General features: G+C 66.9%; 25 protein-coding genes. 19 read left to right on the top strand and 6 right to left on the bottom strand.

Annotated features, from left to right (window positions below):
* The first annotated feature begins 4 nt into the window (after window positions 1–4).
* The 19 genes from ACF8ME_RS02295 (at window position 5) to ACF8ME_RS02205 (ending at window position 19,279) form a co-directional block, all read left to right on the top strand.
* The gene (locus ACF8ME_RS02295) at window positions 5–427 is read left to right on the top strand and encodes a gamma-butyrobetaine hydroxylase-like domain-containing protein (protein ID WP_016445670.1); all 423 of its coding nucleotides are present in this window, start codon (window positions 5–7) and stop codon (window positions 425–427) included.
* Between the two features lie 239 nt (window positions 428–666).
* On the top strand, window positions 667–1,398 hold the full coding sequence (gene ubiE / locus ACF8ME_RS02290; RefSeq protein ID WP_012207259.1) for a bifunctional demethylmenaquinone methyltransferase/2-methoxy-6-polyprenyl-1,4-benzoquinol methylase UbiE: 732 nt from the start codon (window positions 667–669) through the stop codon (window positions 1,396–1,398).
* A 53-nt stretch (window positions 1,399–1,451) separates the two neighbouring features.
* Complete coding sequence (locus ACF8ME_RS02285) at window positions 1,452–2,474, top strand: Tim44 domain-containing protein (RefSeq protein WP_016445672.1); 1,023 nt, start codon at window positions 1,452–1,454, stop codon at window positions 2,472–2,474.
* Window positions 2,475–2,504: 30 nt separating this feature from the next.
* Window positions 2,505–3,143, top strand: coding sequence for an SCP2 domain-containing protein (locus tag ACF8ME_RS02280; RefSeq protein WP_026062830.1), 639 nt, complete (start codon window positions 2,505–2,507; stop codon window positions 3,141–3,143).
* Window positions 3,140–4,705 carry a ubiquinone biosynthesis regulatory protein kinase UbiB gene (gene ubiB, locus ACF8ME_RS02275; RefSeq protein ID WP_016445674.1) on the top strand — a complete coding sequence of 522 codons (1,566 nt, stop codon included), beginning with the start codon at window positions 3,140–3,142 and terminating at the stop codon, window positions 4,703–4,705. Before ACF8ME_RS02280 ends, ubiB begins: the two co-directional genes overlap by 4 nt.
* Before the next feature lie 58 nt (window positions 4,706–4,763).
* Window positions 4,764–6,212: a sodium:solute symporter family protein gene (locus ACF8ME_RS02270; RefSeq protein WP_016445675.1), complete on the top strand. Its 1,449-nt coding sequence runs from the start codon at window positions 4,764–4,766 to the stop codon at window positions 6,210–6,212.
* Window positions 6,213–6,388: 176 nt separating this feature from the next.
* Window positions 6,389–8,407 carry a hypothetical protein gene (locus tag ACF8ME_RS02265; protein WP_392415088.1) on the top strand — a complete coding sequence of 673 codons (2,019 nt, stop codon included), beginning with the start codon at window positions 6,389–6,391 and terminating at the stop codon, window positions 8,405–8,407.
* 219 nt (window positions 8,408–8,626) lie between these two features.
* Window positions 8,627–8,944, top strand: a complete 318-nt coding sequence (locus ACF8ME_RS02260; protein ID WP_016445677.1) for an FmdB family zinc ribbon protein — start codon at window positions 8,627–8,629, stop codon at window positions 8,942–8,944.
* Window positions 8,945–8,960: 16 nt separating this feature from the next.
* Entirely contained in the window at window positions 8,961–9,584 is a 624-nt protein-coding gene (locus ACF8ME_RS02255; protein WP_016445678.1) for a DUF502 domain-containing protein, read from the top strand.
* A 41-nt stretch (window positions 9,585–9,625) separates the two neighbouring features.
* A complete protein-coding gene (gene aspS / locus ACF8ME_RS02250; protein WP_016445679.1) occupies window positions 9,626–11,428 on the top strand; it encodes an aspartate--tRNA ligase in 1,803 nt (600 codons plus the stop codon).
* Between the two features lie 78 nt (window positions 11,429–11,506).
* Complete coding sequence (locus ACF8ME_RS02245) at window positions 11,507–12,322, top strand: CsgG/HfaB family protein (protein WP_392415086.1); 816 nt, start codon at window positions 11,507–11,509, stop codon at window positions 12,320–12,322.
* Between the two features lie 8 nt (window positions 12,323–12,330).
* Window positions 12,331–12,807: a dihydroneopterin triphosphate diphosphatase gene (gene nudB, locus ACF8ME_RS02240; RefSeq protein WP_047468134.1), complete on the top strand. Its 477-nt coding sequence runs from the start codon at window positions 12,331–12,333 to the stop codon at window positions 12,805–12,807.
* Between the two features lie 27 nt (window positions 12,808–12,834).
* Window positions 12,835–13,605, top strand: a complete 771-nt coding sequence (locus tag ACF8ME_RS02235; protein ID WP_016445682.1) for an endonuclease/exonuclease/phosphatase family protein — start codon at window positions 12,835–12,837, stop codon at window positions 13,603–13,605.
* 129 nt (window positions 13,606–13,734) lie between these two features.
* Window positions 13,735–14,457: a GTP cyclohydrolase I gene (gene folE, locus ACF8ME_RS02230; RefSeq protein ID WP_016445683.1), complete on the top strand. Its 723-nt coding sequence runs from the start codon at window positions 13,735–13,737 to the stop codon at window positions 14,455–14,457.
* A gap of 105 nt (window positions 14,458–14,562) precedes the next feature.
* Complete coding sequence (locus tag ACF8ME_RS02225; RefSeq protein WP_392415084.1) at window positions 14,563–15,444, top strand: EamA family transporter; 882 nt, start codon at window positions 14,563–14,565, stop codon at window positions 15,442–15,444.
* Between the two features lie 14 nt (window positions 15,445–15,458).
* On the top strand, window positions 15,459–16,313 hold the full coding sequence (locus tag ACF8ME_RS02220) for a DUF429 domain-containing protein (protein WP_034347629.1): 855 nt from the start codon (window positions 15,459–15,461) through the stop codon (window positions 16,311–16,313).
* 42 nt (window positions 16,314–16,355) lie between these two features.
* A complete protein-coding gene (locus ACF8ME_RS02215; protein ID WP_154833628.1) occupies window positions 16,356–17,000 on the top strand; it encodes a LysE family translocator in 645 nt (214 codons plus the stop codon).
* Between the two features lie 97 nt (window positions 17,001–17,097).
* The gene (locus ACF8ME_RS02210) at window positions 17,098–18,123 is read left to right on the top strand and encodes an AraC family transcriptional regulator (protein WP_026062612.1); all 1,026 of its coding nucleotides are present in this window, start codon (window positions 17,098–17,100) and stop codon (window positions 18,121–18,123) included.
* Window positions 18,124–18,265: 142 nt separating this feature from the next.
* Entirely contained in the window at window positions 18,266–19,279 is a 1,014-nt protein-coding gene (locus tag ACF8ME_RS02205; RefSeq protein WP_016445688.1) for a tripartite tricarboxylate transporter substrate binding protein, read from the top strand.
* Here ACF8ME_RS02205 and ACF8ME_RS02200 read toward each other — a convergent pair.
* The 6 genes from ACF8ME_RS02200 to ACF8ME_RS02175 form a co-directional block, all read right to left on the bottom strand.
* Window positions 19,266–20,717, bottom strand: a complete 1,452-nt coding sequence (locus tag ACF8ME_RS02200; protein WP_392415082.1) for an amidase — start codon at window positions 20,715–20,717, stop codon at window positions 19,266–19,268. The two genes, ACF8ME_RS02205 and ACF8ME_RS02200, sit on opposite strands and share 14 nt — an antisense overlap.
* A gap of 100 nt (window positions 20,718–20,817) precedes the next feature.
* Window positions 20,818–22,311, bottom strand: coding sequence for an ABC transporter substrate-binding protein (locus ACF8ME_RS02195; protein WP_392415080.1), 1,494 nt, complete (start codon window positions 22,309–22,311; stop codon window positions 20,818–20,820).
* 136 nt (window positions 22,312–22,447) lie between these two features.
* Window positions 22,448–23,290, bottom strand: a complete 843-nt coding sequence (locus tag ACF8ME_RS02190; RefSeq protein ID WP_016445691.1) for an ATP-binding cassette domain-containing protein — start codon at window positions 23,288–23,290, stop codon at window positions 22,448–22,450.
* The gene (locus ACF8ME_RS02185) at window positions 23,287–24,342 is read right to left on the bottom strand and encodes an ABC transporter ATP-binding protein (RefSeq protein WP_392415078.1); all 1,056 of its coding nucleotides are present in this window, start codon (window positions 24,340–24,342) and stop codon (window positions 23,287–23,289) included. Before ACF8ME_RS02185 ends, ACF8ME_RS02190 begins: the two co-directional genes overlap by 4 nt.
* Window positions 24,343–24,356: 14 nt before the next feature.
* On the bottom strand, window positions 24,357–25,274 hold the full coding sequence (locus ACF8ME_RS02180) for an ABC transporter permease (protein WP_392415076.1): 918 nt from the start codon (window positions 25,272–25,274) through the stop codon (window positions 24,357–24,359).
* Window positions 25,271–26,233 (bottom strand): ABC transporter permease, encoded by a 963-nt coding sequence (locus tag ACF8ME_RS02175; protein ID WP_392415075.1) that lies wholly within the window; start codon window positions 26,231–26,233, stop codon window positions 25,271–25,273. The genes ACF8ME_RS02180 and ACF8ME_RS02175 overlap by 4 nt, the downstream gene beginning before the upstream one ends.
* Between the last annotated feature and the right edge of the window lie 121 nt (window positions 26,234–26,354).

Here is a 26,354-nt window from a genome sequence, read left to right as displayed (position 1 = left end):
CCGCATGGCCGGCCTGACCCCTGACACCCCAACTCCCGAAGCCCTGACCGTGCACGGCGCATCGCGCGTGCTGGAAGTGGCCTATTCCGATGGCGCAAGCTTTCGCATTCCCTTCGAGCTGCTGCGCGTGTACTCCCCCTCGGCCGAGGTGCAAGGCCATGGCCCGGGCCAGGAAGTGCTGCAGACCGGCAAGCGCGACGTGGCCATCACGGCCATCGAGCCCGTGGGCAACTACGCCATCAAGCCTTTCTTCAGCGACGGGCATGAAAGCGGCCTGTACACCTGGGAATACCTCTACGAACTGGGCCGCCGCCAGGACGAGTTCTGGACCCAGTACCTGGACCGCCTGCAGGAATCCGGCATGGACCGCGACACCCCCATGCCCGGCAAGGCCGGCGGCGGCGGGCACGGCTGCGGCAGCCACTGACGCAGTACGCACGCAGGGGCCGGGGCGCGGCGTCTGCCGCGCCGTTCCCGCAGCGCCACATTCAGGACCTTTGCACAGCACAGGGTTATTGGGGGTGGTGCTATATTAAAAATAGCTTGAAAGTCTTTGTTTGAAGGCGTTTCAGGCTGTTTGTTCTTGATAACCCTTGCCCGGCAAAGCCCGTGGCCACACGGGGTTGTCGCTGTACGCATTACTACTGCTTGCTTAGCATCGTTGTTATGAGCACCACACATTTCGGATTCCAGTCGGTGGACGAGCGCGAGAAGGCCAGCCGCGTGCGCGGCGTGTTCGACTCGGTCGCTTCGCGCTACGACGTCATGAACGACCTGATGTCGGGTGGTCTGCACCGTGCCTGGAAGGCCTATACGGTGATGGTGGCCAACCTCAAGGAAGGCGACAAGGCGCTGGACATCGCGGGCGGCACGGGCGACCTGGCCCTGGCCTTCGCCAAGAAGGTCGGCTCCACTGGCCAGGTGGTGCACACCGACATCAACGAAGCCATGCTGCGCGTAGGCCGGGACCGGCTGATCAACAAGGGCGTGATCCTGCCCACCATGGTCTGCGATGCCGAGGCCCTGCCGTTTCCGGACAACCATTTCGATCTGGTCAGCGTGGCCTTCGGCCTGCGCAACATGACGCACAAGGATGCGGCGCTCAAGGAAATGAACCGCGTCCTGCGCCCCGGCGGCAAGCTGCTGGTGCTGGAATTCTCCAAGGTGGCCAAGCCCCTGGAGAAAGCCTACGACTGGTATTCCTTCAAGATTCTTCCGGCCATGGGCAAGCTCGTGGCGGGCGATGACGCCAGCTACCGCTATCTGGCCGAGTCCATCCGCATGCACCCCGGCCAGGAAGATCTCAAGCGCCTGATGCAGGAATGCGGCTTCGGCCATGTGGACTATCACAACATGACGGGCGGCATTGCCGCGCTGCATGTGGGAATCAAGTGCTGAGCGCGTGAGGTGCTCGGTGAGGTGACGGCAACACGATTATTCGAGGAGATGACATGAAAAAGCTATGGTCTATGGTCTTGGTCGCGATGCTGGTGGTGGTCCACGGCACGGCCGACGCCAAGCGCATGGGCGGTGGCGGATCGGTGGGCAAGCAGTCGAGCAACGTGACGCAGCGTGAAGCCGCGCGCGCGCCGACACAGAACACGCCGCCGCAGAACGCCGCCACACAGAACGCTGCAGGCAAGCCTGCCACTGCACCGGCAGCTGCTCCCGCCAAGAAGCCCTGGGGCGCCATGCTTGGCGGCCTGGCCGCTGGCCTGGGCCTGGCCTGGCTGGCGAGCTCGCTGGGCCTGGGCGCCGCCTTCGGCCAGTTCCTGCTGATCGGCCTGCTGGCCCTGGTCATCATGGTGGTGGTGGGCATGGTCATGCGTTCGCGCCGTGCAGCGGCTGGCGCGCAGCAGGCATCGTCCAGCCCCTTTGCCTTCCAGAACGCAGCGCCTGCCGGTGCCGGCAATATCGGTGGCAACGTGGACAGCGCACCGCTGGCACGCCAGTACAACCCCGAGAAGGTCGGCAACGACGCATCGGCCCGTCCCTGGGAGCAGAACCATCAGCCGGCCGCCCTGGCTGCAGGCTCGGGCTCCGGCGTGCAGATCGGCTCGGCCCTGGCAGGCTCGCAGAACTGGGGTGTGCCTGAAGGCTTCGATACCGAGGGCTTCCTCACCGCTGCCAAGCGCAACTTCGTCACGCTGCAATCGGCCTGGGACCGCTCCGACATCGCGTCGCTGCGCGCCATGATGACCGACGAGATGCTGACCGAGATCCGTGGCCAGCTCAGCGAACGCGAGGCCCAGCGTCCCGGCCAGCCCAACCAGACCGACGTAGTCATGATCGACGCCCAACTGCTGGGCATCGAGGACCTGGGCAATGACTATATGGCCAGCGTGGAATTCTCGGGCATGATCCGCGAGGACGCCTCGGCAGGTCCCACACCCTTCCGCGAAGTCTGGAACATGACCAAGCCCAAGAGCGGCAGCAGCGGATGGCTGGTCGCCGGAGTCCAGGCATTGCAGTAATTCCTCTCACTTCGGGAATAATCGGGGACTATGGCAACACAGTCCCCTTTTTCTTTCCTGAACGGCCTCATGGAACGCGTGATGGCCGGCCCGCAACCGCCGCAATGGCTGGTCAGCGAGGTGCATCAGCGCATCGTGCTGTTCCTCAACCATGTGCTGATGCAGGAAAAGGAGGCCACCGAGCGCCTGGTGCGGCAAAAGGGCCGCGTGGCGCGCGTGCAGTGGCGCGGCTACTCCATGGCCCTGCAGATCACGCCGGCCGGCCTGTTCAACGTGGCGCCTGAAGACGCGCAGCCCGATCTGCTGCTCGAAGTGACCGAGACCTCCGCACTGGCCCTGGCCCAGGTGGCCCTGCGCGGCGACAAGCCCTCCATCCGCATCGAAGGCGACGTGCAACTGGCCGCCGACATCAACTGGCTGGTGGACCACGTCGAATGGGATGTGGAGGAAGACCTCGCCCGCATCATCGGCGATGCGCCCGCGCACACCGTGGCCAAGGTGGCCCGCAGCGCTGCCCAGGCACTGCGCCAGTTCGTGGGCGCCCGCATGGCCGGCAAGCCCGATGCCGATGCCCCCGCCCCTGAAGCCGCACGTTCGGCAGCGCCCGCCAGCGCGCCCGTTGGTTCCCCCGTGGTGTCCCTGCCCGGTTTCGAGAACGACAAGCCATGAGCCGGTTTCTTCGCGGGCTGACCATCCTCTGGGTGGTGTTCCGCTACGGACTCGACGAGCTGGTGCTGTCGAGCTTCGAGCATCCCTGGATGCGCCGCGCACGCGCGGTGCTCACCCTGGGCCGCCGGCTGGACAAGCCGCGCGGCCAGCGCCTGCGCGAGGCGCTGGAGGAGCTGGGCCCCATCTTCGTGAAGTTCGGTCAGGTGCTGTCCACGCGCAGCGACCTGATGCCGCCCGACGTGGCCGAGGAGCTGGCCCGGTTGCAGGACCGCGTGCCGCCCTTCGATTCGCAGATTGCGGTGGACACCATAGAGCGTGCCTTCCGCAAGAAGCTGGACCAGATCTTCGTGAGCTTCGAGCGCGAGCCGGTGGCCAGTGCCTCCATCGCGCAGGTGCACTTTGCCGTGATCAGCGACCGCAACGGCGTGCAGCGCGATGTGGCCGTCAAGGTGCTGCGCCCGGGCATGAAGGCCGTGATCGACAAGGACCTGGCGCTCATGCACATGATGGCGCGCTGGGTCGAGCGGCTGTCGGCCGACGGCAAGCGCCTCAAGCCCCGCCAGGTCGTGGCCGAATTCGACAACTACCTGCACGACGAGCTGGACCTGATCCGCGAAGCCTCCAACGCCGCGCAGCTGCGCCGCAACATGGAAGGCCTGGACCTGGTGCTGATCCCCGAGGTGTACTGGGATTTCTGCCGCAACGACGTGATGGTCATGCAGCGCATGAAGGGCGTGCCCATCAGCCAGGTCGAGCGCCTGCGCGAGGCCGGGGTCGACATCCCCAAGCTCGCACGCGACGGCGTGACCATCTTCTTCACTCAGGTGTTCCGCGACGGTTTCTTTCACGCCGACATGCACCCGGGCAACATCATGGTCAGCCTGGAGCCCGAGACCTTCGGGCGCTATATCTCGCTGGACTTCGGCATCGTCGGCACGCTGACCGAGTACGACAAGGAATACCTGGCGCAGAACTTCACGGCGTTCTTCCGCCGCGACTACAAGCGCGTTGCCGAGCTGCACATCGAAAGCGGCTGGGTGCCGCCGAGCACGCGCGTGGACGAGCTGGAAGCCGCCATCCGCGCGGTGTGCGAGCCGTATTTCGACCGTCCGTTGGCAGAGATCTCGCTGGGCATGGTGCTGATGCGCCTGTTCCAGACCTCGCGCCGCTTCCATGTCGAGATCCAGCCGCAGCTGGTGCTGCTGCAAAAGACGCTGCTCAACATCGAAGGCCTGGGCCGCCAGCTGGACCCCAATCTGGACCTGTGGAGTACCGCCAAGCCCTTCCTCGAAAAATGGATGCTGGACCAGATGGGCCCGCAGCGGCTGTGGCGCGAGCTGCAGGCCGAGGCGCCGCGCTACGCCAAGCTCATTCCCGAGCTGCCGCGCCTGATCCATCGCCGGCTCACGCGCAACTCCGGCGAGCACGACGAACTGCTCAAGGAACTGCTGCAGCAGCAAAAGCTCACCAACCGCCTGCTTCAGGCCATCGTCAGCGCGGGCATAGGCTTTGTGATCGCGCTGATCCTGCTGCAACTGGTGGTGCGCCTGCGCTGGTACTGAGAACACCGACGGGTTTCAAGCCCTCTGACTTTTCCCACTTTGAATCAGGAGTGCCAGCGTGCTGCTCTCAATGGTGATCGCCTACCTGTTCGTGACCATAGCCATTGGCCTGTGGGCGGCCAGGCGGGTCAAGAACACGGCCGACTTTGCAATTGCCGGGCGCCATCTGCCCATGTACATGATCATCACCACCACGTTTGCCACGTGGTTCGGCTCGGAGATCGTGCTGGGCGTGCCCGCCAAGTTCATCGAGGGCGGCCTGCGCGGCGTGGTCGAGGACCCGTTCGGCGCGGGCATGTGCCTGATCCTGGTGGGCCTGTTCTTCGCGGGCAAGCTCTACCGCATGACGCTGCTGACCATCAGCGACTACTACCGCCACCGCTATGGGCGCTCCATCGAGATCGTCTGCTCGCTGATCATCATGCTCAGCTACCTGGGCTGGGTCTCGGCCCAGGTCACGGCGCTCGGCCTGGTTTTCAACCTGCTGTCGGGCGGCACGGTCAGCATTCCCGTGGGCATGGCCATCGGCGTGGTGTCCATCCTGGCCTACACGCTGTTCGGCGGCATGTGGTCGGTGGCCGTGACCGATTTCCTGCAGATGATCATCCTCGTGGTCGGACTCGTGGTGCTGGCCTGGTTTGCGGGCGACATGGCCGGTGGTGCCGACAAGGTCATCGACCTGGCCGTGAGCCGCGACCTGTTCCAGTTCTGGCCCGAACCCAGCTGGCATGACATCCTCTTCTTCTTTGGCGCGGCCATCACCATGATGCTGGGCTCCATCCCCCAGCAGGACGTGTTCCAGCGCGTGATGTCGGCCAACAGCGAAAAGGCCGCCACGCGCGGTACCGTCATCGGCGGCACGGCCTATATCTTCTTTGCCTTCGTGCCCATGTTCCTGGTGACCAGCGCGCTGATCATCATGCCGCAGGAGGCGGCGGAACTGCTCGGGCAGGACCCGCAGAAGGTGCTGCCCACCCTGGTCATGGACAAGATGCCCTTCGTCATGCAGGTGCTGTTCTTCGGCGCGCTGCTGTCGGCCATCAAGTCCTGTGCCTCGGCCACGTTGCTGGCACCCAGCGTGACCTTCACTGAGAACATCTGGCGCCAGTTCCGCACCCAGGCCAGCGACCGGGAAATGCTGCTGGCCATGCGCATCAGCGTGCTCGTCTTCAGCATCTGCGTGCTGGCCTACTCGATCAAGATGGAAGGAACGCCCATCTATGAGTTGGTCTCCAGCGCCTACCAGGTGCCGCTGGTCGGTGCCTTCGTACCGCTGGTCTTCGGGCTGTACTGGAAGCGCGCCACCACGCAGGGCGCCATTTGCGCCGTGGCACTGGGCATTGGCGTGTGGGTGGTCTTCATGGCCACGCCGGCTTTGCACGAGGCATTTCCGCAGCAATTGGCGGGACTGCTGGCGGCTGTGACGGGGATGTTGGCCGGGTCACTGGCACCCCAGTGGCTGGCCAATCGCAGCGCAGACATTCTTGAGTTCAGGCCCGAAAGGTAAACGCATGCCTGAATGTGACCTGGAAAACAATTGATCACAATTATCGATAGTTATTTTCTATAAAGTTGGCGCTTGGGATCATGGAGGTCCCAAGATGCTGACATGTGCGGTATGAAGCACAGATCCTGACAGTACGGCGGACCTCCGAAATCAAACGCTTGGGAGGAAGCACTGTCATGAGAACACTGGAACTGATTGCGAAGACTTGCCGGCTGAGGCTGCGGACTGCTGCCGGCGTCCGATTGCGATGGGGAGGGCTTGGAGGCGCCTTGCTTGTGCCAGCCCTGTGCGGCCAGGTGGCAATGGCTGCACCGAGGATCCCGGTCGCGCCGGTCATTGTCTGGAGCGAGGATTTCGAAAACTCGCAGACACCCCCCATCGACACGGAGGGGCGGGATCTGCTGGCCTACAAGGGCGCGGCCCCTGCGGGACAGACGTACACCGCCGACCCCCTGTACCGGATGAGCGCCAACCAGTGCAATGGCATAGTGACGTCCTTCAGCCAGGCTCCAGGTTCGACGGTGATGATTGCGGCCTGCTCGGACCATGGCAATTGGAACAACCTGCAGCAGATGGCCGAGGTCGCCGGGCGCTATCAGGGCCAGAGTGCGGCGGCTGCACGCAACAATCACGTCATGGCAATGCTTACAGCGAATGGGACCTTTCCTGCTGGCGCAATTGCCTTTCGCACCGCCACCAATATTGCACAAAGTGCCAGCAGCAGATTCCTCACGGCCCGTACCGATGTGGTGGCGACCTTCTGCTCGTCGGGATTTGTCGCCCCGCTGCTGCGTTTTTCCCTGATCAATGACGCTGGTACGGAGCTGCCCATCTCCACGACCGCGATCAATCCATGCGTGGGTGGACAGTCATTCAATACAACACCTATCGGTATTGCCGGCACCCAGACCGCTGTGGCCCAGACGGTGACTTCTCCGGGAGCACTGCTCTTCAGCGGGACCTCTGTCGGGTTTGTTCTGCACAACGACCAGACCGGCTCCATGGGCAACGATTCGTCGATCGACAACGCGCAGATCATCGATGTCACGCCGCAACTGGACAAGGCCTTCTCGCCTGCTAGCATCCAACTCGGCCAGGTCTCCCGGCTGACCATGACCATCACCAATACGACCGATCTGCTGCGCAAGCAAGGCTGGTCGTTTACCGACAACCTGCCTGCAGGACTGGTTGTCGAGGGCAATGCCAGCACCACCTGCCCCGGCACGAACGTGCAGGCAGCAGCAGGTGGCAGTACCGTGACCGTGTCCAACGGAGACCTGGCCCAGGGCGCCGCCTTTTGCGAGGTGAGCCTCGACGTGCGTCCGACCGCGACAGGTAGCTTCACCAACGGTCCTTCCAACCTCAGTCTTATTGGCCTGAACCAGCCGGCCACACTGGCTGTGCTGGCGGTTGCGCCAGCGGCCGACATGCAGGCCACCTCCATCACGCTTCCCCTGACCATGACGGTGGGCGCGCCGGTGTCCGGCAGCTTCAGCTGCACCAATGCCGGCCCCAGTGAGGCCTCGGCGGCCTCGTGCGTGATCTCCGGCCTGCCCGTCGGGGCGACCACGTCCTGCACACCCAGCGTTCCCACGGCCTCGCCATTGGCATCGGGCGGCAGCATTGCCTGCACGGTGCAGTTCACGCCCACCACAACGGGCACCATCGCGGCCTTGGTGACGGCGAGCAGCAGCACCGTGGATCCGGTGCCGGCCAACAACACCAAGGCACACCCCTTCAATCCCGTGGAGCGGGCCGACATGCAGGCCACCAGCGTCACGCTGCCGGCCACCGCCAACGTGGGTGTTCCCGTGAAGGGCTCTTTCGTCTGCACGAATGCCGGCCCCAATGCGGCGGCCTTTGCCAATTGTTCCATCGCAGGGCTGCCGGCAGATGCCAGCACCTCATGCACGCCTGCGGTGCCGACAGGCACGCCGCTGGCCTCTGGCGCAAGCATTGCCTGCACGGTGAGCTTCACGCCCACCACGCAGGGCAGCCTCACAGCCACCGTGACGGCGGTCAGTGGAACCACGGACCCGGAGCCGGCCAACAATTCGCGTGACCAGGAGTTGGTGGTTGCTGCCGCGTTGGCGCCGGAGCCGGTCCCCGCCACCGGGGTGCCTGCCCTGGTGCTGATGGGCCTGGCCGTCATGCTGGCGGGCCTGGGAACGCAGCGAGGCCGGGTACGGCGCTGAGCACGGATGCGGCAAGCCCCCGGCAGCGGGGGCGGTCGGGCCTGATGGAATGCCAGTCTTCGCGACTGGCATTTCTCATTGGAGGCCACCAGTTGCCGGCCCTGTACGCGCGCCTTGTGGCCTGCCCCGCCTGGGCCATTGGGCTTGAGACAGCCGCAGTATCGGACGGATGCCTATAATCGAAAGTTTTGCATCTTCCCTCGTATTAGCATTAGCGCCATGCCTATTTATGCATACAAGTGTGGCTCCTGCGGTCATGCCAAGGACGTGCTGCGGAAAATCTCGGATGCCCCGCTGACGACCTGTCCGGCCTGCGGGGCCGAGACCTTCTCCAAGCAGCTGACAGCTGCCGGCTTCCAGCTCAAGGGCTCGGGCTGGTATGCGACCGACTTCAAGAACAGCGGTGGCAAGAGCGCCGCCGCACCGGCTCCCGCAGCCGATGCTCCTGCCTCGGATACTTCTGCCGCACCAGCGGCAACTGCGTCCGCGCCCGCTGCGGCCCCTGCATCTGCCTCCGCGCCCGCAACGGCCCATTGATCAAGGCTTGCATTTCATGTCCGCTCTGCGCAAATGGCTGTTCGCCGGCCTGCTGGTGATCGTTCCGCTGGTGATCACGCTGGGCGTGCTCAACTGGATCATCGGCACGCTCGACCAGACGCTGACCATCCTGCCCGAGGCCTGGCATCCGGATCGGTTGCTGGGCTTCCATATCCCCGGCTTCGGTGTCGTGCTGACGCTGCTGATCCTGCTCGTGGTCGGTGCGGCGGCCAGCAACTTCATCGGCCGCAAGCTCGTGTCCTGGGGCGATGCGGTGGTCAGCCGCATTCCTGTGGTGCGCTCCATCTATTCCAGCGTCAAGCAGGTGTCCGATACCGTGTTCTCGGACAGCGGCAATGCGTTTCGCACCGCCGTGCTGGTGCAGTGGCCGCGTGAAGGCGTCTGGACCGTGGCCTTCGTCACCGGCTCGCCCAGCGGGGAGGTTGCCGCCTACCTGCGCGACGAATACCTGAGCGTCTTCGTGCCGACCACGCCCAACCCGACGGGCGGCTATTTCGTCATCGTTCGCAAGAGCGATTGCATCGAACTGGAAATGAGCGTGGATGCCGCGCTCAAGTACATTGTTTCCATGGGCGTGGTGACTCCACCGGATCTCGCAGTGCCCGCGGAACCCAAATAACAAACTGTCGCGCCCTTGCCGGGCGCAGGAAGCTTTTCATCATGGCCATGCGCTCCCACTACTGCGGTCTCGTGACCGAAGCCCTGATGGGCGAAACCGTTACCCTGTGCGGCTGGGTGAACCGTCGCCGCGACCATGGCGGTGTGATCTTCATCGACCTGCGCGACCGCGAAGGCTATGTGCAGGTGGTCTGCGATCCCGATCGCGCCGAGATGTTCAAGACCGCCGAAGGCCTGCGCAACGAGTTCTGCGTGCAGGTCAAGGGCCTGGTGCGCGCACGTCCCGAAGGCACGACCAACGACAAGCTCAAGAGCGGCCAGATCGAAGTGCTGTGCCATGAGCTGAACGTGCTCAACGCCTCGGTCACCCCGCCGTTCCAGCTGGACGACGAGAACCTGTCCGAGACCGTGCGCCTGACCAACCGCGTGCTGGACCTGCGCCGCCCCTACATGCAGCGCAACATGATGCTGCGCTACCGCACGGCCATCCAGGTGCGCAACTTCCTGGACAAGGAAGGCTTCATCGATATCGAAACGCCCATGCTGGGCAAGAGCACGCCCGAAGGCGCGCGCGACTACCTGGTGCCCAGCCGCGTGCACGACGGCGAGTTCTTCGCCCTTCCGCAGTCGCCCCAGCTGTACAAGCAGATGCTGATGGTGGCCGGCTACGACCGCTACTACCAGATCACCAAGTGCTTCCGCGACGAAGACCTGCGCGCCGACCGCCAGCCCGAGTTCACGCAGATCGACTGCGAGACCTCGTTCCTGGGCGAAGAGGAAATCCGCGCCATCTTCCAGCGCATGATCACCGAGGTCTTCAAGACCCAGCTGAACGTGGATCTGGGCGAGTTCCCGATGATGACGTACCAGGAAGCGGCCTTCCGCTTCGGCTCGGACAAGCCCGACCTGCGCGTCAAGCTCGAGTTCACCGAACTGACCGAGGTCATGAAGGACGTGGACTTCAAGGTGTTCTCCACGCCCGCCACGACCAAGGGCGGCCGCGTGGTGGCACTGCGCGTGCCGGGCGGCTCGCAGATCTCGCGCGGCGAGATCGACCAGTACACCGAATTCGTCAAGATCTACGGCGCCAAGGGCCTGGCCTGGATCAAGGTCAACGAAGTGGCCAAGGGCCGCGATGGCCTGCAGTCGCCCATCGTCAAGAACCTGCATGACGCAGCCCTTGCCGAAATCCTCAAGCGCACGGGTGCACAGGACGGCGACCTCATCTTCTTCGGCGCCGACAAGGAAAAGATCGTCAACGACTCCATCGGCGCGCTGCGCCTGAAGGTGGGCCACAGCGATTTCGGCAAGGCCAACGGCCTGTTCGAGGACCGCTGGGCGCCGCTGTGGGTGGTGGACTTCCCCATGTTCGAGCACGACGAGGAAAACGACCGCTGGGCGGCCGTGCACCACCCGTTCACCTCGCCCAAGGACGGCCACGAGGAACTCATGGTCACCGATCCGGGCAACTGCCTGGCCAAGGCCTACGACATGGTCCTGAACGGCTGGGAGCTGGGCGGCGGCTCGGTGCGTATCCACCGCGCCGACGTGCAGAGCAAGGTGTTTGACGCGCTCAAGATCTCGCCCGAAGACGCACGCGCCAAGTTCGGCTACCTGCTGGACGCGCTGCAGTACGGCGCCCCCCCGCACGGCGGCCTGGCCTTCGGCCTGGACCGCCTGATCACGCTGATGACGGGCGCCGACTCCATCCGCGACGTGATCGCCTTCCCCAAGACCCAGCGCGCCCAGGACCTGCTGACGCAGGCACCTTCGCCCGTGGACGAAAAGCAGCTGCGCGAGCTGCACATCCGCCTGCGCAATCCGCTGGCGGCCACGCAGGGCTGAGGAGCAGGCTTCACGGCTTGACAGGAACGGCAGGAGCTGGCGCAGCTTCTGCCGTTTTTCTTTTTGCGGAGAGCTTTCATGCGTTTTCAAGGCATTGCATCGGTGGCGCTGGCGGTGTCGGTAGGGCTGGGCCTGTCCGGTTGCGGCGAGAAGAAGACCGAGCTGGGGCAGGGCGGTTCGGAGATCACGGGCTCTGCCGGGCCGCTGGGGGCGAACAACGGGTCGCGCGAACTCGTGCGCTGCGATGCGCCCGTGGCCACGCTGGCCCTGGCCGAGAATCCCAACGGCTACGTCATGGGCTCGGGCTATCAGCTGCCGGCCTCGCCCGTTCCGCTGGTCAAGCTGCTGGCCCAGCAAAGCGGGTGCTTTCGCGTGGTGGACCGGGGAGCGGGCCTGCGCGGCACGGTGCAGGAGCAGGACCTGAAGAATTCCGGCGTGCTGCGCGAGAACTCCACGGTGCGCAAGGGCCGGGGCTACGAGGCCCAGTACACGCTGACGCCCAGCCTGACCTTCAGCGAGCAGGACGCGGGCCGCGGGCTGGCCGGCGTGGTCGCCATGATCCCGGTGCTGCGAGACATTGCAGGGCTGGCCGGCCTGGTCGAGCAGGTCAAGTTCAAGGAGGCGCAGACCGCGCTGCTGCTGTCGGACAACGAAACCACCGAGCAGGTGGCCGCTGCCACGGGTGCAGCCCGCACCACCGATCTGGGCGTGGGCGGCATGGTGCTGGGCCGCCTGGGCGCTGCGGGCGCGGGCTGGAGCAATACCAACGAGGGCAAGGTCATCGCCGCTGCCTTTCTGGATGCGCACAACCAGCTGGTCTTCCAGGTGCGCGCGCTGCAGGCCAAGGAGCTGCCACCGCCGGTGGCCACCAAGGCCGGGCAGGGCAGGAACTGAAGCCAGCCATGGCCGGCCACAAGATCCCCGAGTCGGTGCTGGTCGTCATCCACCGTGATGACGGGCAGGTGCTGCTGATGCGTCGCACGGCACCGGCGCCTGAGGGCGGGGAGTTCTGGCAGTCGGTGACGGGCAGCAAGGACCATGAGGGCGAGTCCTGGCGCGAGACCGCGGTGCGCGAGGTGCGGGAAGAAACCGGCATCGATGCCGAGGCGCCCGGCTGCCTGCTGCAGGACTGGGCGCTGGAGAACATCTACACCATCTACCCTGCCTGGCAGCACCGCTATGCGCCCGGTGTATGGCACAACCGCGAGAGGGTTTTCGGGCTGCGGATTCCGTCCTACACCCCTGTGTTCTTGAATCCGAGGGAACATACCGCATCTGCTTGGCATCATTGGCGTGAGGCTGCCCAGCGCTGCTATTCACCGTCCAATGCGGAGGCCATCTTGCTGCTTCCACGTTTTTCCCCAACGAAGCCGGACTGAACCCCTCACCTGCGTTCCCGAACCGCCATGACTGAAAACGCGAATTCCCATCAGGTGGACCCCGGCCCGTCGATACTGCGCGTCGCGACCTACAACATCCACAAGGGCGTGCAGGGCATGGGTCCCGCGCGCCGCCTTGAAATCCACAACCTGGGCCACGCCGTGGAGCAGCTCGATGCCGACATCGTCTGCCTGCAGGAAGTGCGCAAGATGAACCACAAGGAGGCTGCGTACTTCGAGCGCTGGCCCCAGGTATCGCAGGCGGAGTATCTGGCTCCCCTGGGCTATGAGGCCGTCTACCGCACCAACGCCTACACCCGCCACGGCGAGCACGGCAACGCGCTGCTCACCCGCTGGCCCGTGGTGGGCCACCAGCACGAGGACATCTCCGACCACCGCTTCGAGCAGCGTGGCCTGCTGCATGTGGAGGTGGAAGTGCAGAACCGGCGCGTGCACACCATCGTGGTGCACCTGGGGCTGATCCCCGGCAGCCGCGTGCGCCAGGTCTCCCAGCTCAAGCGCTTCATCGAGCGAGAGGTGCCGCCGGGCGCGCCCGTGGTGGTGGCTGGCGACTTCAACGACTGGGGTGGCCAGATCAAGCGCATGCTGGGCGGTTTCGGCCTGTACGAATACGACGAATTGCCCAGCGTGCCCACCTATCCTTCGCGCCTGCCGCTGGCCCAGCTGGACCACGTCTATGTGCGCGGCCTCACGCCGCTGGGCCTGCATGTGCCCAAGGGGCGCATCTGGTGGCGCATGTCGGACCATCTGCCGCTGATTGCGGAATTCCGCCTCTAGCCCTGGCCGCTCTGACACACGCCACTCTTTTGCTATTGAATTGATAGCTTTCGGGGCGGGCAGAACCTGCGTTTGGGTGGAAAATCCCTTGCGTGCCATGCTGCGGGTTTCGCTGTTACCATGCCAGCCATGTTCAGAGAACTCGTCGACATGAAACAAGACAGCCAGGCCGAGGGCACCCCCGTCTCGGTCAAGATCCGCGAACGACTGAAGCAGGCGCAAAAGCGCTTTCATGCGAACGACAACATCTCCGAATTCATCGAGCCCGGTGAACTCGAGCAACTGCTCGACGAAGTCCAGGAAAAGATGCAGGGCGTGCTCGACAGCATGGTCATCGACACCACGCACGACCACAACACGCGCGCCACGGCGCGCCGCGTGGCCAAGATGTATGTCAACGAGGTGTTCCGGGGCCGCTATGTGGCGCAGCCCGCCATCACCGAATTCCCCAACGCTGAGCACCTCAACGAGCTGATGATCGTCGGCCCGATCACGGTGCGCAGCGCCTGCAGCCACCATCTGTGCCCGGTGATCGGCAAGATCTGGATCGGCGTGCTGCCCAACAAGAACACCAATGTCATCGGCCTGTCGAAGTACGCGCGGCTGGTGGACTGGATCATGGGCCGTCCCCAGATCCAGGAAGAGGCCATCATCCAGTTGGCCGACCTGATCCTCGACAAGACCCGCCCCGACGGCCTGGCCGTGGTCATGGAGGCTTCGCACTTTTGCATGTCCTGGCGCGGTGTGCGCGAGATGGACAGCAAGATGCTGAACTCCGTCATGCGCGGCGCCTTCCTCACCAACCCGGAACTGCGCCGCGAGTTCCTCTCGCTGGTGTCCAGCCGCAAGTAAATCCCCGGGGTGGCGTCCCCGGACGCCTCACACAACACCCCAGGCTGCGCAGTGCGCGGCCTTTTTTCTTTCCCGCGCCACGCCCCGCTTTCCCCGGACCTGCCCATGTCGCTGCAAGCCTTTGCCCTGATCATCATTGCCGGCCTCATCCATGCCGGCTGGAACATCGTGGCCAAGAAGGCGGGCGGTGATTCGCGCTTTGCCTTCTTCACCTCGGTCATCATGATGGTGATCTGGGCGCCGCTGGGCTGGTGGGTGGGGCGCGATGTGGTGCCCACATGGGGCCGCAACGAATGGCTGGTGGTGCTGGCCAGCGGCCTGCTGCACGTGGCCTACTACGTGACCTTGCTGCGCGGCTACCGCAGCGCGGACCTCACCGTGGTCTATCCGCTGGCGCGCGGCTCGGGGCCGCTGCTGTCGTCCATGGTGGCCATCCTCTTTCTGGGTGAGCGGATTTCCTCGTTGGGCGTGCTGGGCATTGTCGGCGTGGTGGTCGGCGTCTTCCTGATCGCGGGAGGCCCCGGCCTGCTGCGCGCGCGCCATGATCCCGAAGCCCGCGAACGGCTCAGGATGGGCCTGTGGTACGGCCTGCTGACGGGCGCCTTCATCGCCAGCTACACCGTGGTGGACGGCTATGGCGTGAAGCTGCTGCTGATGTCGCCCATCCTCATCGACTACATGGGCAACTTCGTGCGCGTGTTCCTGCTGGCGCCCGTGGTGCTGCGCGACCTGCCCACGGCCCGGCATCTGTGGCGCGCGCAGTGGCGCTTCGCGGCCCTGGTGGCGCTGATCAGCCCCATCGCCTACGTGCTGGTGCTCTACGCCATGCAGGATGCGCCCATGTCGCACGTGGCGCCTGCGCGCGAAGTCTCCATGCTGTTCGCGGCGCTGATCGGCGGGCACATGCTGCGCGAAGGCGATCGCCTGGCACGCATTGCGGGCGCCGTGTGCATTGCCGTCGGTGTGACGGCGCTGGGCCTGGGCTGAGCACCATGGCGGCAATGCGGGTACTGGGCTGCGATTTCAGCAGCCGACCTACGGCGCGCAAGCCCATCACCATGGCCCTGGGCCGCCTGCTGGCTGGGGACACGGTGGTCCTGCAGGATTTGCTGGAGTTCGCCTCGCTGGACGCCTGGGCCGCCTGGCTGGCCCGGCCTGCCGATTCGGCGCAGTCAGCCTGGGTGGGCGGTTTCGACCTGCCTTTTGCCCTGCCGCGCGAACTGGTGGAGCAGCTGTGCTGGCCCACGGAATGGGCGGCCTGCATGGACCACTACGCCGGCCTCACGCGCCAGGCCATACGCGAGCAGTTCAAGGCCTTTTGCGCGGCGCGGCCCGCAGGCGGAAAGTTCGCGCACCGGGCCACGGACGGGCCTGCCGGTGCCAGCCCTTCCATGAAATGGGTGAACCCGCCCGTGGCCTACATGCTGCATGCCGGGCTGCCCTTGCTGCGCGCGGCCGGCGTGCACCTGCCGGGCCTGCAGCCTCCCGGCAAAGGCGATGCGCGCCGCGTGGCGCTGGAAGCCTACCCGGGCATGCTGGCGCGCGCCGTGATCGGCCGCCTCAGCTACAAAAGCGACGAACCCGCACGGCAAACGCCCGAACGCCATCAGGCGCGCGTGCAATTGCTGGCGGCGCTGGAGCGCGGCGACAACCCGCTGGCGTTGCGCCTGCGTATCGACGCCGAAGAAACCCGCAACCAGTTGCTGGCGGACGGCAGCGGAGACCGGCTGGACGCCGCAATCTGCATGCTGCAGGCCGCCTGGGCTGCGGCCCGCCATGCGCAGGGCGATGCGCTCTACGGGTTGCCGCACGACCTGGACCCGCTGGAAGGCTGGATCGTCACGGCCCAGGCCTGATCTGCGCCGCACTGAAATACTCGAATCGGGAAGAGACAAGCGATGCCCACCTTTGAAACCTTGCTGGCCTTTTTCGGCGTGGCCGTGCTGCTGGGCCTGAGCCCGGGGCCTGACAACCTGTTCGTGCTCATGCAATCGGCCCAGCGCGGCTGGCGCGTGGGCCTGTGCGTGGTACTGGGCCTGTGCCTGGGGCTGGTGGTGCATACGGCGGCGGTTGCGCTGGGTTTGGCGGCGCTGGTGGCTGCGTCGCCCCTGCTGTTCACCGCCATCAAGCTGTGCGGCGCCGCCTACCTGGCCTGGCTGGCCTGGGGTGTGCTGCGCGCCGTGGCCCGGCCGGGCGAGATGCCGCAGGCCGGCGCAGCCGACCCGCTGACCCCCGCACGGGCGCTGCGCTGGGTGGGGCGTGGCGTGGTGATGAACCTCACCAACCCCAAGGTGCTGATCTTCTTCCTGGCCTTTCTGCCGCAGTTCGCGGACCCCGCGCGCGGCGGCGTGGCCACGCAGGTGATGGTGCTGGGCTGCGTGTTCATGCTGGCGGCGCTGCTGGTGTTCGGTGCCATCGCATGCTGCTCGGGCTGGTTCGGCGTGCTGCTGCAGCGATCCGTGCGTGCGCAGAACTGGCTCAACCGCGTGGCCGGGCTGGTGTTCCTGGGCATGGCGGTGCGGCTGGCGCTGGTGCAGCGCTAGGGCCTGTTCACACTAGTGCGGGGCCGTGGCACAGTCCCTCCATGCTTTTTCGCTCACGCCCCTTGGCGCCATGAGCAGCGGCGTCCTCATCCAACCCATGCCACAGACCACGGCCCACACCATTGCCATCGTCCAGGTCCTGCAGATCGTGCAGGGCGTGCAGCGCAATGGCATGGATGTGCCAGCCATCCTGCGCCGCGCCGGCATTGCGCCTGCTCTGCTGGATGCGCCGCTGTCGCGCGTGACCCAGGCGCAGTACGCGGCGCTGATCCGCGTGCTGCGCCGCGTCTGCCGCGACGAGCTGTGGGGCCTGTGCCGCCATCCGCTGCCCGTGGGCAGTTTTGCCCAGGCCTGCCGCACCATGCTGCCCTGCCGCACGCTGGGCGAGGCATTGCAGGCCGGGCTGCGTTTCTACCGCCTGGTGCTGCGCGACTTCGCGCCCCGGCTGCAGGTCGTGGACGGCGTGGCCCGCATCGCCATGGTGTCGCTGCGCGAGCGCGATGCGCCGCTGGCCTATGCCGAGCGGTCCTTCTGCTTTCTGGGCTATGGCGTCATGTCGTGGCTGGTGTCGCGCAGGATAGAGCTGACGGGCGTGTGCGCGCCGGCCGGCGCCAGCATGCCGTATGGCACGGAGGCGCAGCGCCTGTTCCTGGCGCCGCTGCAGCGCGACCGCGACTTCACGGGGCTGGAGTTCGATGCGCGCTGGCTGGAGCTGCCCGTGGTGCAGACCCCTGAGAGCCTGGCCGAATTCCTGGACCAGGCGGCCATGGGCCTGGTCATCCGCTACCGCGACCGCACGCGCCTGGGCGAGCGCATCCGCCGCCTGCTGCGCCGCGATCTGGCGGGCGAGCTGCCTTCGCTGGAGCAGGTGGGCGCCGCGCTGTCCATGACGCCGCAGACGCTGCGCCGCCGCCTGCGCGACGAAGGCCTGGGTTTCCAATCCCTCAAGGACGACCTGCGCCGCGACGCGGCCATCGAGCTGCTGAACCGGCCGGAGCTGACGCTGGCCGATATCGCCGCGCGCGTGGGGTTTGCCGAGGCCAGCACCTTCCACCGCGCCTTCAAGGGCTGGACCGGCCTGCCGCCGGGCGCCTACCGGCAGGCCCAGCATCGCGGCCGCTGATCTTTTTTGCCAATCATTTTGAGACGATCGGCGATTGGTGGCTGAAGGCCTGGTGGCCACACTGTCCATGGACCCTGCCACTGCGGCAGGGCACACCGCCCCGCCAACGAGGGCGGAGCACCGAAGGACAAGGAGACAAGCCATGGAATCGAGCCGACGCGGCTGCCTGCGGGCGGCGCTGGCATGCGCTGCCAGCGCCTCACTGGGTGCCGCCCTGGGAACGGCATCGCCGATCGCCTTTGCACAGCCGGCAGGCGGTGCCTACCCGTCCAAGCCGCTGCGCATGGTGATTCCCTACCCGGCAGGCGGCGGCACCGACATCATCGGGCGCATCATTGCCCAGCAACTGAGCCAGGCCTGGGGCCAGCCCGTGGTGGTGGAGAACCGGCCGGGCTCCAGCGGCATCATCGGCGGCGACGTGGTGGCCAAGTCGCCGCCAGACGGCTACACGCTGCTGCTGGGGATCACGGCCATGATCCAGTCGCCTGCGCTGTACGCCAGGATGCCCTATGACGTGCTCAAGGACTTTGCCCCCGTATCGCAGGTGGCCCTGTCCTCGGACCTGTTCGTGGTGCCGCGCGACGTGCCGGCCACGACGCTGCAGGAATTCATCGCCCTGGTCAAGGCCCATCCGGGCAAGTACAGCAACGGCAATTACGGCAACGGCACCTCCTCGCACATGCATGGCGAGCTGCTGCGCGCCAGGGCCGGGCTGGACCTGGCGCTGATTCCCTACAAGGGTGCGGCGCCGCTGGTCAACGACGTGCTGGGCGGGCAGCTGTCGTCGGGCTTCATCGATGTGTCTTCGGCCAATGCGCACCTGAAGTCGGACAAGATCCGCATCCTGGCCATCACCGGCATGCAGCGCCACCCGGCGCTGCCCGAGGTGCCCACGTTTGCCGAGCTGGGCCTGGCCGGCTTCGAGGCCAATGGCTGGTTCGCCACCTTCGTGGCGGCGGGAACGCCGCGGCCCATCGTGGACCGGCTCTCGGCGGAGGTGCGGCGCATCGTGGCCACGCCCGAACTCAGCGGCCGCCTGGCCTCCATGGGCCTGCGCCCGGTGGGCGGCACGCCCGAGGAATTGGCCTCCGTCATGGCGCGCGACATGCCGCGCTGGGCGCGCATCGTGAAGGAGGCGGGAATCAGGCTGGAGTAGCCGATGCAGTCTGCGCCCGGTCCTGGCCCGACTGAACGGGCTGTGGCCAGGCGGGCTGGGGTGGGCGCAACTGCTCCAGCACCCGGCTGAGCCGGAGCACGCCCAGGTCGTCGAACCGGCGGCCTGCGATCTGCACGCCTATGGGCAGCTGCCCGTCATGCCCGCAGGGCACGGATGCGGCGGGCTGTTCGGACATGTTGTAGGGCACGGTAAAGGCAATGTGCTCCAGCGGCCGCAGCGGGTCGTTGGTGGGGCTGGGCAGGTGGGCCGGGAAGGCCGTGATCGGCGCCACGGGTGACAGCACGTAGTCGTAGGCCGCCGTGGCCCGCACCGTGGCCGTGCGCAGAAGGTGCGACTGCTGGCTGGCCACGAACAGCTGCGTGGCTGTCAGTGGCGCGGCACTGTCGGCCCATTCGCGGATGAAGGGCAGGATCACGCGGCGCTGCGCATCCGTCAGCGACTGCATTTCCACATGTGATCGCATGCGCCAGAAATGGTCGAGGCCGTCGAGCATGTCGCGGGTGAGCCAGGGCTCGATGCGCTCGATGTGCGCGCCGGCCGATTCCAGCAAGTCCGCAGCCTGCTCCACCACGGCGCGCACGCGGGGCTGCAGGGGCAGGCCGCAGCCGGCATCCAGCAGCAGGCCTATGCGCAGGCCGCGCACCTGGGCAGGGTCCATGTCGAAGCTGTCCCATGCAATCTCCTGGTGCGGCAGGCCCATGCTGTCGCGTGCATCGGGCAGGGACAGCACCTGCATCATCAGCGCGGCGTCGGCCACGCTGCGGGTCATGGGACCTGCGCAGCGGCCGGTGTAGGGCGGGTCTATGGGCACGCGGCCCAGGCTGGGCTTGAGGCCGAAGATGCCGCACCAGCCCGCCGGCAGGCGGATGGAGCCGCCGATGTCCGTGCCCACGTGCAGCGGCCCGTAGCCGGCCGCCGCAGCGGCGCCCGCACCGGCGCTGGAGCCGCCCGGCGTCTTGTCCGGATCCCAGGGGTTGAAGGTGTTGCCGTGCAGCGAGGACAGGCCGGACGACAGCATGCCGTAGTCGGGCATGGTGGTCTTGGCGAAAAGGATGGCGCCTGCCTCGCGCAGGCGCGCTGCGGGTGGGGCATCCAGCGGGGCCGCGACCTGCGGCATGGCGGCCGTGCCCACGGGCGTGGGATCGCCGCGCGTGGCGATGTTGTCCTTGACCGTGGCGGGAACGCCGTCGAGCAGGCCGGCCGGCTCGCCGCGCAGCCAGCGGGCCTCGCTCTCGCGGGCCCGGGCCAGGGCGGCCTCGGGGCGCAGCAGGTAGGTGGCGTGCAGGGCCGGCTCCCAGCGCTGCACATGGGCCAGCAGGTCGTGCATGACCTCGACGGGCGAGAGGCTGCGGTCCCGGTAGGCGCGCAGCAGCGCATGGGCGGGCAGGTCGTGCAGGGCCTGTGTCGTTCCAGTCATCGCGGCTTCCTCGAAGATGGCGGTTCTTGCGGCAGATCTGGCGCAGTGTGGCCCGGTGCCACCGGCGCGCCTGTCGCCTGTGGCTCAGCCTGTGCGCGGTTCAGGTGGCCCAGGACAGTGCGGAGAGATCGTTGACGAAGACGGGCATGTCCTTCCACAGTCCGCGCAGGTTCTTGTTGGCCACGGTGACCCATTGCGGCGTGTAGAGGAAGGCATGCACGCAATCCTGGGCCAGCAGGCGCTGCGCATCGCCCAGCAGGCGCGAGCGGTCGGCGGGGCGCGAGGCGTTCTTGATCTTGTCGTACAGCTCGTTGAACTGGGACGACTGGTAGCCCCAGTAGTAGTCGGGCTTGGCGAAGTTGCCCAGGTCGAAGGGCTCGACATGGGAGATCAGCGTCAGGTCGTAGTTCTTGAGCGTGTAGGTGCCCGACAGCCACTGCGCCCATTCGACGTTCTGCAGCTTGGCTCGGATGCCGATCTTGGCCAGCTGCGCGGCAATCACCTCGCCGCCCTGGCGCGCGTAGGGCGTGGGCGGCAGGGTCATGGTCAGCTCCAGCGGCGTCTTGACGCCGGCCTCGGCCAGCAGCGCCTTGGCCTTTTCCACGTCGAAGGGGTTGATGCCCGTGGTGTCCACGTAGCCGAAGGCCGTGGGCACGTAGTAGCTGCCAATGGGCAGGCCGTAGCCGTCGCCCGCGCCGTCGATGACGGCCTTGCGGTCGATGGCGGCGGCGATGGCGCGGCGCACCCGCGCATCGTTCAAGGGCTTGCGCGCGTTGTTCATGGCCAGGATGGTCTTGGCCCGCGAGCCGCTGACCACGACCTGGAAGCGCCCGTTGGCCTTGAACTGGGCCACGCTGCGCGGCGTGACGCGCGGGAAGGCGTCGACATCGCCGGCCAGCAGTGCGGCCACCTGGGCTGCAGGGTCGGAGATGAAGCGGAAGGTGGCACGGCGAATGCGCAGGCCGGGGGCCGTGCGGTACCGGGGCCAGGCCGTGAGCGTGACCGAGGCGCCCTTGTTCCAGTTGCCCAGCTGGTAGGGGCCCGTGCCCACGGGGCGCGTGGCGTTGGTGGCAGCGCTCTTGGGCTCCACGATGATGGAGGTCGCCTGCCCCAGCACGAAGAGGAAGTCGGGGTCGATGTCCTTGTTGGTGACGACCACCGTGTGGTCATCCACCACGCGCGTGGACAGGCCGGCGAAGGTGCGCTTGTCCTTGTTGGTGCTCTTGTCGTCGCCCGCGCGGTCGAAGGAGTACTTCACGCTGTGGGCGTTGCAGGGCTCGCCGTTCTGGAAACTCACACCCTTGCGCAGGCGGAAGGTGTAGGTCTTGAGGTCGGGCGAGACCTCCCAGCTTTCGGCCAGCAGCGGGGAGACGCTGCCGTCCGGATTGATCTTGGTCAGCGTCTCGAACAGGTTGTAGAGCACGATCTCGCCAATGGACGATGCGGCGCCGGCCGTGGGGTCCAGTCCCGGCGGCTCCAGCGTCATCGCCAGCGTGACACTGTCCTTGCGGCCCTGGGCCAGCGCAGGCCAGGGCATCAGCAGGGGCAGGCCGGCAGCAGCGGAGCTGGCCAGCAGGGAACGGCGATTGAACATGAACAGGTCTCCGGAAATTCTTGCAGATGGGTCATGGGCCGCTGGCTGCGGCCTGCAGCAGTGTTTTTACACCAGGGCGCGCGTGCGCGTGGCCATGAGGGCCCGGTCCGCTCCGGTGGTTGTCAGCTTTCGGCTTTCAGGCGCGGTGCTGCAGGGCGATGCGTGGCACGGCCCGTACCAGGGCCTGGGTGTAGGGATGCTGCGGGGCGTGGAACAGTTGCTGCGGAGCCCCGCGCTCGACGATGCGGCCTTCGCTCAGCACGATGGCGTCGTCGCACAGGTGCTGGACCACGGCCAGGTCGTGGCTGATGAACAGGTAGGACAGGCCCAGCTGCTGCTGCAGATCGCGCAGCAGGTTCAGTACCTGGGCCTGCACCGAGACGTCGAGGGCGCTCACGGGCTCATCGGCCACGATGAGGCGGGGCCGCGTGACCAGGGCGCGTGCAATGGCGATGCGCTGGCGCTGGCCGCCCGAGAATTCATGCGGGTACTTGTCCAGGTCCTGCACGCGCAGCCCGACCTGCTCCAGCGTGGCGCGGGCCAGGTCGCGCCGGGCTGCGCGCTCGGGCGGTGCAGGCTGGGCGGTCAGGGGCTCGCAGACGATGTGTTCCACCGTCATGCGCGGGTCCAGCGAACCGTAAGGATCCTGGAACACCATCTGGAAATCGCGGCGCGCCATGCGCAGTGCCTGGTTGCCGAGCCGGTGCAGATCCTGGCCCAGCAGCTGCACGCTGCCGGCGCTGGGAGTGTCCAGCGCCATGACCAGGCGTGCCAGCGTGGACTTGCCGGAACCCGACTCGCCCACCACGCCCAGGCTGCGCCCCGCCGTCAGCGTGAAATCCACGCCGCGCAGCGCATGCACCTGCTCCGGCGCACGCCACAACGAGCGGCGTGGCAGCCGGTAGCTGCGGGCCAGGTCCGTCACCTGCAGCAGGGGCGGATCGGCAGCGGCCGGTGCCTGGCGGTCGTGCTCCGTCATGTGCTGCGGCCCTGCGTATGCATGCCCGGCGCAATGGCCTCGGAGCGCAGGCAGCGCACCACATGCGGCTGTGCCCAGGCCTGCAGGGCAGTGGGCGTGGGCCGCTGCGGGCGCTCCAGCATCAGGGCGCGCGGGCGCTCGCTGTGGCAGGTGGGCTCGGTATAGCTGCAGCGGCCCGCGAAGGCGCAGCCGGCTGGCAGGTCCACCAGCTCGGGCACGGTGCCGGCAATGGTGGGCAACCGCGCCGGCGGCTGGTGGCCTGGTCCCGAAGGCTCCAGCTGCGGCCTGGCGGCGAACAGGCCGCGCGTGTAGGGATGGGCGCGGCGCGCGAAGATGGCCTCGGTCATGCCGCTTTCGACCACGGTGCCGCCGTACATCACCTGCAGCTGCTCCACGTTTTGCGCGATCACTCCCAGATCGTGCGAGATCAGCAGCAAGGCCATGGAGTGCTCGGCCACCAGTTCCTGCAGCAGATCGAGAATTTGCTGCTGCACGGTCACGTCCAGCGCCGTGGTAGGTTCGTCGGCGATCAGCAGGTCGGGCCCGCAGGCCAGGGCCATGGCGATGGTGATGCGCTGGCGCTGGCCGCCCGAGAACTGGTGCGGATAGTCATCAAAGCGCTGGGCTGCGCGGGCAATGCCCACGCGCTCCAACAGGGCCACTGCGCGCTCGCGCGCGGCCTGGCGGCCCAGGCGCTGGTGGTGGCGCAGCGGCTCGGCCACCTGGCGGCCGATGCCGTGCACGGGGTTGAGGGCCGTCATGGGCTCCTGAAACACCATGGCCATGCGGTTGCCGCGCAGGCGGCACAGCGCGCGCTCGTCCATGTCCAGCAGCTCCTGGCCGTTGAGCCGGATGCTGCCGTCCACCTGCGCATGCTCCGGCAGCAGGCCCATCAGCGCCAGGGCGGTCAGCGACTTGCCGCAGCCCGACTCGCCGATCAGGCCCAGCGTGGCGCCGCGCTCCAGGATGAATTCCAGGTTCTGCACGGCACGCGCGCGGCCGCGCGGGGTCTGCAAGGTGATGGTGAGGCCGGAGACTTCGAGCAGGGGCATGGCGCGTGTCTTCCTCAGCGCTGGCGCGACAGGCGCGGGTCGAGCAGATCGCGCAGCCCGTCGCCCAGCAGGTTGAGCCCGAGCACGGACAGTGCAATGGCCAGGCCCGGCCACACGGCCAGCAGCGGGGCCTGGAACATGAGGGTCTGGGCCTCGCTGAGCATGCGGCCCCAGGAGGCCTGCGGCGGCTGCGTGCCCAGGCCCAGATAGGACAGGGCGGCCTCCGCCAGAATGGCCAGCGCGAACTGTATGGTGGCCTGCACCACCAGCACGGGCAGGATGTTGGGCAGCACATGGCGCCAGGTGATGCTGGCGCGGCCATGGCCGCAGGCGCGTGCAGCCAGCACGTATTCACGTGCCCAGACCGCCTTGGCCGATGCCCGCGTGATGCGCGCAAAGGTGGGAATGTTGAAGATGCCGATGGCAATGATGGCGTTGACGATGCCCGCGCCGAACACGGCCGTGAGCATGATGGCCGATAGCAGCGCAGGAAAGGCGAAACTGAAATCGGCCAGCCGCATGATGGCCTCTTCCACCCAGCCCCGGCAGGCCGCGGCGACCAGTCCCAGCACCACGCCCATCGACAGCCCGATGCCCACGGCGATCACGCCGACCAGGATGGAACTGCGCGCGCCCAGGAACAGCAGGGAGGCCACATCGCGCCCGTAGGCATCGGTGCCCAGCCAGTGCAGGCTGCCGGTTGCGGCCAGCTTGGCATCCAGGTCCATGTCGTAGGCCGAGCCCGGCGTCCACCACAAGGACAGCAGCGCGGTGAGCAGCAGCAGCGCGGTCAGCATGGCACCCAGCATGAAGCTGCGGTGGCCCAGCATGCGCCGGCCCAGGCTGGCCGGCCTGCTGAGGGTGACCGCCCGCGTGGGCCGGTGGCCCGGTGGCGCAGCGGTCGGCGAAACAGGGTTGCCTGGCTGGCTCATATGTCGCTGGCCTCGATGCGTGGATCAATGGCTGCGTACAGCACATCCACGATGAAGTTGATGACCACCACCATGGCCGCCAGCAGCAGCACGCAGTTGCGCACGACGATGAGGTCGCGGTTGGCGATGGACTGGAAGATCAGCCGGCCCAGGCCCGGCAGGTAGAACACGTTCTCCACCACGATGGTGCCGGCCAGCAACTGGGCAAACTGCAGCCCCATGACCGTGAGCACGGGAATCATGGCATTGCGCAGCACGTGGCCCCAGAGCACGGCGCGGCGCGGCAGGCCCTTGGCGCGGGCCGTGCGAACGAAGTCCTCGCGCAGCACTTCCAGCACGGCCGAGCGCGTGATGCGCGCCAGGATGGCCGCCTGCACCACGGCCAGCGAGATCGCCGGCAGCAGCAGGGCCTGCAGTGCGGGCAGGACGCCGCCGCCATCGGCCTCGCGCCAGCCTGGGAAGCCGCCTGCGGAAAACCATTGCAGCTTCACCGAGAACACCAGGATCAGCAGGATGGCGAACCAGAAATTGGGGATGGCAATGCCGATCTGCGCCAGGCCCATGACGCCCAGGTCGCCCCATCGGTTGTGGCGCGAGGCGGCATAGATGCCCGCTGCCAGGGCCAGCACGGTGGTGATGAGCATGGCCATCACGGCCAGCGGGGCGGTCACTGCCAGGCGCTCCAGCACCAGATCGCTGACCGGTGTGCTGTAGGCGTAGCTCAGTCCCATGTCGCCATGCAGCAGCCCCTGCAGCCACTGCAGGTAGCGCTGCCAGGCTGGCTGGTCCAGTCCCAGCTGCTCGGCCAGCGCCTGCACGGCCTCGGGGGCGGCATCGGGCCCCATCAGCGTCTGGGCCGCATTGCCGGGCAGCACTTCCAGCACGCCGAACACCACGGCCGAGGCGCCCAGCAGCGTGGCTGCCAGCATCAGCAGGCGCTTGAGCAGGAAGACGCTCATGGGCAGTCGGCCTTGGCACGGTGTTGGGCTGTCACGTCGGCGGAATGTGTGTGGGTGGTTCTTGGCGGGCCCGAATGGTAATGCGCACGGCCCATGCGCGCAGCATAGCGGCCTTTGAAGG

Origin of the sequence: Delftia sp. WSY_7 (genome assembly GCF_043104845.1) — a bacterium.
Taxonomy (GTDB): domain Bacteria; phylum Pseudomonadota; class Gammaproteobacteria; order Burkholderiales; family Burkholderiaceae_C; genus Comamonas; species Comamonas tsuruhatensis.
The sequence above is the reverse complement of the archived record's forward strand: the minus strand, read 5'-3'. Positions and strand labels throughout refer to the sequence as shown.

Excerpts from the sequence above, each read along its gene's own strand:
- nudB (WP_047468134.1), top strand. The coding sequence starts at position 12,331 with ATGGCCGGCCACAAGATCCCCGAGTCGGTGCTGGTCGTCATCCACCGT.
- ACF8ME_RS02285 (WP_016445672.1), top strand. The coding sequence starts at position 1,452 with ATGAAAAAGCTATGGTCTATGGTCTTGGTCGCGATGCTGGTGGTGGTC.
- ACF8ME_RS02295 (WP_016445670.1), top strand. The coding sequence starts at position 5 with ATGGCCGGCCTGACCCCTGACACCCCAACTCCCGAAGCCCTGACCGTG.
- ACF8ME_RS02260 (WP_016445677.1), top strand. The coding sequence starts at position 8,627 with ATGCCTATTTATGCATACAAGTGTGGCTCCTGCGGTCATGCCAAGGAC.
- ACF8ME_RS02215 (WP_154833628.1), top strand. The coding sequence starts at position 16,356 with ATGCCCACCTTTGAAACCTTGCTGGCCTTTTTCGGCGTGGCCGTGCTG.
- ACF8ME_RS02255 (WP_016445678.1), top strand. The coding sequence starts at position 8,961 with ATGTCCGCTCTGCGCAAATGGCTGTTCGCCGGCCTGCTGGTGATCGTT.
- ubiE (WP_012207259.1), top strand. The coding sequence starts at position 667 with ATGAGCACCACACATTTCGGATTCCAGTCGGTGGACGAGCGCGAGAAG.
- ACF8ME_RS02185 (WP_392415078.1), bottom strand. The coding sequence starts at position 24,342 with ATGCCCCTGCTCGAAGTCTCCGGCCTCACCATCACCTTGCAGACCCCG.
- ACF8ME_RS02210 (WP_026062612.1), top strand. The coding sequence starts at position 17,098 with ATGCCACAGACCACGGCCCACACCATTGCCATCGTCCAGGTCCTGCAG.
- aspS (WP_016445679.1), top strand. The coding sequence starts at position 9,626 with ATGGCCATGCGCTCCCACTACTGCGGTCTCGTGACCGAAGCCCTGATG.
- ACF8ME_RS02235 (WP_016445682.1), top strand. The coding sequence starts at position 12,835 with ATGACTGAAAACGCGAATTCCCATCAGGTGGACCCCGGCCCGTCGATA.
- ACF8ME_RS02205 (WP_016445688.1), top strand. The coding sequence starts at position 18,266 with ATGGAATCGAGCCGACGCGGCTGCCTGCGGGCGGCGCTGGCATGCGCT.
- ACF8ME_RS02180 (WP_392415076.1), bottom strand. The coding sequence starts at position 25,274 with ATGAGCCAGCCAGGCAACCCTGTTTCGCCGACCGCTGCGCCACCGGGC.
- ACF8ME_RS02245 (WP_392415086.1), top strand. The coding sequence starts at position 11,507 with ATGCGTTTTCAAGGCATTGCATCGGTGGCGCTGGCGGTGTCGGTAGGG.
- ACF8ME_RS02220 (WP_034347629.1), top strand. The coding sequence starts at position 15,459 with ATGCGGGTACTGGGCTGCGATTTCAGCAGCCGACCTACGGCGCGCAAG.
- folE (WP_016445683.1), top strand. The coding sequence starts at position 13,735 with ATGTTCAGAGAACTCGTCGACATGAAACAAGACAGCCAGGCCGAGGGC.
- ACF8ME_RS02265 (WP_392415088.1), top strand. The coding sequence starts at position 6,389 with ATGAGAACACTGGAACTGATTGCGAAGACTTGCCGGCTGAGGCTGCGG.
- ACF8ME_RS02200 (WP_392415082.1), bottom strand. The coding sequence starts at position 20,717 with ATGACTGGAACGACACAGGCCCTGCACGACCTGCCCGCCCATGCGCTG.
- ACF8ME_RS02280 (WP_026062830.1), top strand. The coding sequence starts at position 2,505 with ATGGCAACACAGTCCCCTTTTTCTTTCCTGAACGGCCTCATGGAACGC.
- ACF8ME_RS02195 (WP_392415080.1), bottom strand. The coding sequence starts at position 22,311 with ATGTTCAATCGCCGTTCCCTGCTGGCCAGCTCCGCTGCTGCCGGCCTG.
- ACF8ME_RS02225 (WP_392415084.1), top strand. The coding sequence starts at position 14,563 with ATGTCGCTGCAAGCCTTTGCCCTGATCATCATTGCCGGCCTCATCCAT.
- ACF8ME_RS02190 (WP_016445691.1), bottom strand. The coding sequence starts at position 23,290 with ATGACGGAGCACGACCGCCAGGCACCGGCCGCTGCCGATCCGCCCCTG.
- ubiB (WP_016445674.1), top strand. The coding sequence starts at position 3,140 with ATGAGCCGGTTTCTTCGCGGGCTGACCATCCTCTGGGTGGTGTTCCGC.
- ACF8ME_RS02175 (WP_392415075.1), bottom strand. The coding sequence starts at position 26,233 with ATGAGCGTCTTCCTGCTCAAGCGCCTGCTGATGCTGGCAGCCACGCTG.